The 6,676-nt window shown below is 42.8% G+C and carries 5 protein-coding genes; 2 read left to right on the top strand and 3 right to left on the bottom strand.

The features are described 5' to 3' along the window. Both IQ234_RS19200 and IQ234_RS19195 read left to right on the top strand, forming a co-directional pair. Positions 1-101, top strand: a 101-nt coding sequence (locus IQ234_RS19200) for a transposase (protein ID WP_133164180.1), incomplete at its 5' end; no start/stop codon positions are given. A gap of 931 nt (positions 102-1,032) precedes the next feature. Beyond that, the gene (locus IQ234_RS19195) at positions 1,033-2,052 is read left to right on the top strand and encodes a methyltransferase (RefSeq protein WP_193958253.1); all 1,020 of its coding nucleotides are present in this window, start codon (positions 1,033-1,035) and stop codon (positions 2,050-2,052) included. Positions 2,053-2,193: 141 nt separating this feature from the next. Here IQ234_RS19195 and IQ234_RS19190 read toward each other — a convergent pair whose 3' ends face one another. From IQ234_RS19190 to IQ234_RS19180, 3 genes are all read right to left on the bottom strand, one after another. Next, positions 2,194-3,627: a phosphoglucomutase/phosphomannomutase family protein gene (locus IQ234_RS19190; protein ID WP_193958252.1), complete on the bottom strand. Its 1,434-nt coding sequence runs from the start codon at positions 3,625-3,627 to the stop codon at positions 2,194-2,196. 275 nt (positions 3,628-3,902) lie between these two features. Next, positions 3,903-5,162: a M16 family metallopeptidase gene (locus IQ234_RS19185; protein WP_193958251.1), complete on the bottom strand. Its 1,260-nt coding sequence runs from the start codon at positions 5,160-5,162 to the stop codon at positions 3,903-3,905. Between the two features lie 3 nt (positions 5,163-5,165). Beyond that, positions 5,166-6,443: a M16 family metallopeptidase gene (locus IQ234_RS19180; RefSeq protein ID WP_193958250.1), complete on the bottom strand. Its 1,278-nt coding sequence runs from the start codon at positions 6,441-6,443 to the stop codon at positions 5,166-5,168. Between the last annotated feature and the right edge of the window lie 233 nt (positions 6,444-6,676).

Raw genomic sequence — 6,676 nt, 5'->3', positions numbered from 1 at the left:
TTAACAATAAACTGAAGGTGATTAAAAGGAGAGGCTATGGATTTAGAAACTTTAAAAACTTTAGTCTTAGATGTTTATTAAATTGGCATTTTGCTAGTTGATTTTACATGGTAAGTTCGGAAGAACCTTGAATGGAAACAATAGGAATAATAGAAAAAGTATTCTGTGCTGTTGTTCTCTCTACTCACGCTTATAAATTAATTGAATGGAAACAAAAGTACAGAACCGACAAACTCAAACACTGAGTGAACTTTTCTCTCTACTAGCTAGAGAAATTAATTGAATGGAAACTGGTAGCCATAATCTTGTTTCTGTGTTTTGTTTACCTCTATACTCGCGTTTATAAATTAATTGAATAGAAACTTGACAACTATGGGATTATGGGATATATTAGGAGTACAAACTCTATACTCGCGCTAGAGAAATTAATTGAATGGAAACAACAAGGTGACACAGTTTGCAGGAAGAATAGGCAATGTCTCTCTACTCGCGCTTAGAAATTAATTGAATGGAAACTTAATTCAGGAAAAGCTTTAACCAATTCTTTTTGCTCTCTACTCGTGCTAGAGAAATTAATTGAATGGAAACGCTTTATTTCGATTACCTTTGGTAATTTTAAGTTGACTCTCTACTCGCGCTTAGAAATTAGTTGAATGGAAAGATAAGGTCGAGGGCGAACTGGTATTTAGAGGCTTTTCTCTCTACTCGCACTTAGAAATTAATTGAACGGAAAATAATTGTAGGGCTAATTCATGAATTAGCCCTACAATTCATTTAAAACCATTTTTCTATCTCTACTCGCGCTTAGAAATTAATTGAATGGAAACACGCTTTAAATTTTGGATTGAAATTTTGTGTTTATCTCTCTACTTGCGCTTAGAAATTAGCTGAATCTCCCTCAACCCCCCGAAGTTGGGGGAGTTAGGTGGGTCTTGACCCTTGCAAGAGTGCCTCATTTCAACAAGCAATTTAAATGCGCGGGCAGCTTATTCTATATGGTAATGTTTAATTTTATTCCCACAAAAGTTGCTTATGTCCTTACCTGAACTCCCTCTTCATCTTCAATTAACCCAAATGGTTTCGGGTTACTGGCTATCTCAGGCCATCTATGCTGCGGCTAAATTAAGTCTAGCCGAGCATTTAAGCAAAGGAGCGAAATCTTGTCAAGATTTGGCCTCCCTAACTGAGACTAATCCTGCTGCTTTATACCGACTGATGAGAGCATTAGCTAGTGTAGGAATTTTTCAAGAAACTGAATCTCAACAGTTTATACTAACTCCCTTAGCCGAACATTTATCTAGTGACCATCCCCGGTCAGTAAAAGCGACAGCGATTATGTTAGGAGAAGCCCCCCATTATCAAGCCTGGGGAAATGTGTTACATAGTATTAAAACGGGACAACCATCCTTTGATGATGTCTTTGGGATGGGAGTCTTTGAATATTTTCAAACCCATCCGCTAGATGCAGAGATTTTTGAACAGTCGATGAATAGTTTTTCTTTTTCGGAGGAGAAGGCTATTTTAGCTGTGTATAATTTCTCGGAATTTCAAACCCTAGTAGATGTAGGTGGAGGATACGGTGAGATGTTGGGGACAATCCTAGAGCAATATCCCCACCTCAAAGGGATTCTTTTTGATGAAGAATATGTAATTTCCCATTGTCAACCGACTTTAGAAAAACACGGTATTCTCCATCGTTGTCAAACCGTTGGCGGTAATTTTTTTGAATCCGTACCCCTGGGAGGAGATGGCTATTTATTAAAACATATTATTCATGATTGGGATGATCGACGAGCGATTGCTATTTTGAAAAACTGTTGTCAAGCTTTAGATAACAATGGGAAAGTTTTAGTCTTGGAAATGGTTGTTCCTTCGGGTAATAATCCTTCGGCTGCTAAAATGTTAGACCTAAATATGTTAGTTATGTGTCCGGGAGGTAAGGAAAGAACCGCAGAAGAATTTGAGGAATTGTTGAGCCAAGCGGGACTAAAATTAAATCGAATTATTCCGACTAAAGAAGATATTTGTATTATTGAATGCGTTAAAAAATAATATAGCAAAGATCGGGGTGATTAGGACAATCAATCGCTGAAACCCTTGACCGATAAGAGTTTGAAAATTGAAAGCGTCCTAAATAACCCATTTTTTTGCTATAGAATAGAAAACGGGTTTCTTCAAGAAACCCGTTTTCTATTAGATATAGGTAGCCCAAGATTTGGCCCAGGCGAGAATTTCCTGAACTCGATCGAGGGTTGAAGATTCACAGTAGAGACGCAAAACCGGTTCTGTCCCACTAAAGCGAATTAACAACCAACTGCCATCTTCTAAACGGAATTTATAACCGTCCATAGGATTACAATCAGTCACTTGTTTACCGGCAATTTCCCTTAAGGGTTCCTGATCCAAAGCAGTAATTAACTGATCGCGAGCTTCCATATTAGCTAGGGGTAAATCAATGCGATCATACTGAGAATGAAAGCCAGTTTTATCCTGTAATTGCGCGTAAAGATCGCTTAAATCTTGGCCCGATTCTACCACCGCTTCCAAAACGTATAAAGCTGATAATAAAGCATCCCGTTCGGGAATGTGAGTACCATAACCGACACCCCCCGACTCTTCCCCACCAATTAACACAGGAGTGGTCAACATTCGATCGGCGATATACTTATAACCGATTGGGGTTTCAAAGACCGATAAACCGTATAAACTGGCTAATTTGGGAATTAAATCGGAACCGCTCACTGTTTTGACAATTTCTCCTCTCATTCCCTTTTTGCCAGCTAAATGCTCGATTAAAATCGGGATGAGATTTTGGGTGCTTAAAAAATTCCCCTGACCATCGATCGCCGCCACTCGATCGCTATCGCCATCGAAGACCAAACCTACTCGCAAAGGGGCTAAATTTGCGCTGTGAGCCAGTTTATCGATGATTTCCGCCAAATTTCTCGGTAAAGGTTCCGGAGAGCCGCCACCGAACAAAGGATCGCGATTGCCGCGTAATTCCGTGATCCCCACCCCCAAAAGACGCTCTAAACCGGTAGCCGCCGCACCGTGCATGACATCGGAATAAACTTTTAGTTGTCCCGATTCGATCGCGTTGGCAATAGCGGCAATGTTAACTTTTTGGCGTAAACCTTGACAATAACCTGACCAAGGCTCAAAAGTGCTTAATTTACCTGCATTGGCGTTAAATTGGGGCGGATTAGACAATAAAGCTTCAATTTGTTGGGTAATTTCCGGCGAGACAGAACCACCAAAATAACCTTTTACCTTCAAACCGAGATATTTAGCCGGGTTATGACTGGCGGTTAATACGATCGCACCGAGAGCATTTTCTGAGCGAGCTGCCCAACTAAAAGCGGGAGTGGGAGCGTAGGATTGGGAGAGAAGCACATCAAAACCTGCTTTTTGCAGCGATTCCGCCGCAGTTTGAGCAAAATCCTCCGCCATAAACCGCCGATCATAGCCGACGATTATCGTCCGCGAACCCGTGATCTGACCATAATTATCCGCTAAAACCTGAGCCGCCAAGGGAGCGAGCAGAGCGACTCGATCGAAAGTAAAATCGGCGGCGATAATCCCGCGCCAGCCATCGGTTCCAAATTTAATCGGGTTCACGGTGGTCATGATTTACGAACTACCCTTAAATATCCATTTTCCCAATACTGTAACCCGCTCCGTAACCCTTGGCGATAGGCAATGGGGGATAGGGAAATGGGGAAATGGGGAAATGGGGAATTTCAACTAAAACCCCAAAACCCTAAAACCCCAATACCTATCTCCTATATCTTATCTCCTGATACTAAATCCAGTTATTAAAAACTGATTATTTATTCTCCATTTTGCCTTTTGCATGAGTAGAAAACGGGTTTCTCCGAGAAACCCGTTTTCTGTGCGACTACCTAGAGAATTTCAGCGATCGCATTTTCTGGACCGACTAGGGAAATGTAGGGATTTTGAAAATATTTACTGGCTACCGATCGCGCTTGTTCGGGAGTAATCTGATTAATAGAATCCAGGAAAGTGCGATCAAATTCAATCCCCAAACCTAGGCTTTCATACCAACCGTATAACTGAGCGATTTCGGCGTTAGTTTGTTTACCGAGAGCATATTGACCCAATAACTTATTTTTAGCTGACTGTAACTCCTCCTCACTCAAAGTTACTTTATATAACCTTTCTGCTTCCTGACGCAATCCCGACAGGGCCATCGCTGTGTTTTGGGGTGCAGTTCCCATATAAATGACAAATTGGGAAGAATCGAGACGGGTGGGATAAAAAGCGGAAACATCGTAGGCTAATCCCCGTTTTTCTCGCAATTCCACGAATAAACGACTAGATAACCCATTCCCCAGATAGGTACTCAATAATTTTAAAACGGCATAATCATCCTCTTGTACAGAAGACCCAGGGTATCCTAACATAACGATCGCCTGTTGACTAGCTTGGACGGTAGTTAAACAGGTGGGCTGAAAATCAAAAGCGGCTGGAGGTAAACTAGATAAAGGAAGATCGGGAATTGACCAACTGCCAAAAATTTCCGTCACTGCTTTTACTGCTTGCTCTAGGGTAATACGGCCAGAAAGACTAATCACCAGGTTATCCGGACGGAAAAAGCGACTATGATAGGCCAGCAGGTCATCCCGTTGCAATTGCGAAACCGTTGCCTCCGTACCCAATAAAGACATACCATAGGGATGATCTGGGTACATAGCGGCGCGTAATTGATTAAAAGCTACATTAAAAGGCTGTTCCAATTGAGAGCGAATGCTTTGACGGGTGAGATTTTTCTCTAATTCGATTTCTGGGGGGGGAAAACTGGGAAAACGAATAATTTCCGCTGCTAGACGCAGTATATCTAGAAAATCCTTGGTAACGGTCTTTAAACTAACCACAAAATAATCGGTCCCCGTGTCGGCGCTTAAACCGGCCCCCGTGGACTCAACTCGATCGGCAATTTCTAGGGAAGATAACTTTTCTGTACCTTTGGTGAGCAGCACGGCCAAAAGACGAAATAAACCCGCTTTTTCGGTTTTTTCCCAACGAGTACCCGCATTTTTGAGAAAAATCCTCCCTGCAACTAATTCCACGGCCGTATTTTCCACCACTAAAAGGGTGATGCCATTTTCTAAGGTTAAGCGGTGAATGGGAGAAGCGGACATCGTTTATTCACAGGGTTGCATTATTGTAATAGCATATCGCTCTGGGGAGAGATACTGACGAGCCAGACGTTGTAGATCTGACGGTTGCAAACTTTGGATAACTTGGGGATAGATCGTTGCTAGGTCGGCAGCTCTCAGGGTTTGATAATATCCATAGAGTCCCGCTAATTGGCCCGGGGTTTCTGTGGAGAAAATATAATCGTTAGCTAATAACTGTTGAGTGCGGTGTAATTCTGCGGGGGTGACGGGATGATCGTGCAGATATTGGAGATGTTCACAGATAATGCCTTCAATTGTCTCAGTTTCTGAGCTAGATAGCCAAGCGCCGATGGTAAAGAGACTGGAATCTCGTTGCAGGGAAAAATTACTGTTAATATCGAGGACGATTTGCGCTTCTTCCCGCAGCTGTCGCACTAACCGCGAACAGCGTCCCCCAGCAAGAATTACCGAAAGCAAGTCTAATCCAAAGGCATCTTCTAGGCGATCGCATCCCGGTCCAGTCCATCCCATCAAGAGACGAGAATGTTCTAGGTGGGGTAAATAGACTTGGGAGCGACGAATTTCGATCAGGGGGGGTTCAGCAGCCACTGGATTCCCAGGGGATTCCGAGGGGACGGGAAATTCCCGAAAAGATTGCCGGATAATTTCTAAAGCTGGTTGGAGTTCAATTCCCCCGATAATCGCCACACACATATTTTCCGGTTGATAATAGGTGCGATGGAAACAGCGCATTTGATTGGGGGTTAATTGCTCTAAACAGGGTTGATCGCCTAGAATAGAGCGTCCGTAGGGATGGTTTTGATAGATACTTCCGCAGAGGGTTTGGTAGGCAATCCAATCGGGATCATCATAACAGGCCCTTAATTCTTCTAAAACTACATCTTTTTCCCGATAGAATTCCTCATCGTCAATCTCAGCATGGAGGAGAATTTCGGCCAGATGGGGTAGGGTATGTTCAATTTGATCCACACTGGTGGTGAGATAGAAGTGCGCGTAATCGTGACTGGTGGCAGCGTTGGTCATTCCCCCACAATTTTCGATTAAATAGTCAAAGAGTCCGGGGGGAAGTTTTTTTGTCCCCTTAAAGATCATGTGTTCGAGAAAATGGGCCATACCTAACCATGGGTCGGGTTCAGCGATCGCACCTGCTTTCACCCACACATCTACTACCACTACAGGAGTCACGGGTAAATACTGATGAATTACGGTTAAGCCGTGATCTAATTGCCATACCTGAGCGGGAAAAGAACTTGTTTGACACTGTGCTATCGACTTGATCAATGTCCGTTAACCAGATTTTTTGTTAAATTCTATACATAGGTTATCTTATCTCTTGCCTGCTCAACCATTAAAAAAGTTTTGTCATGATTTCTAGATAATTTCCCCGAATATCGGTCATCTTGAAGCCATCGGGGGACTCCGAGATAGGAGACTCCGAGATAGGAGTCAGTAGTCAGTAGTCAGTAGTCAGGAGACAGAAGATTATTTTATTTATTCTCCCCACACCCCACACC

Source organism: Microcystis aeruginosa LEGE 91341, from assembly GCF_015206885.1.
GTDB classification, from domain to species: Bacteria; Cyanobacteriota; Cyanobacteriia; order Cyanobacteriales; family Microcystaceae; genus Microcystis; species Microcystis aeruginosa_H.
Note: the sequence above shows the minus strand (reverse complement) of the source record. Positions and strands in the feature narration are given on the sequence as shown.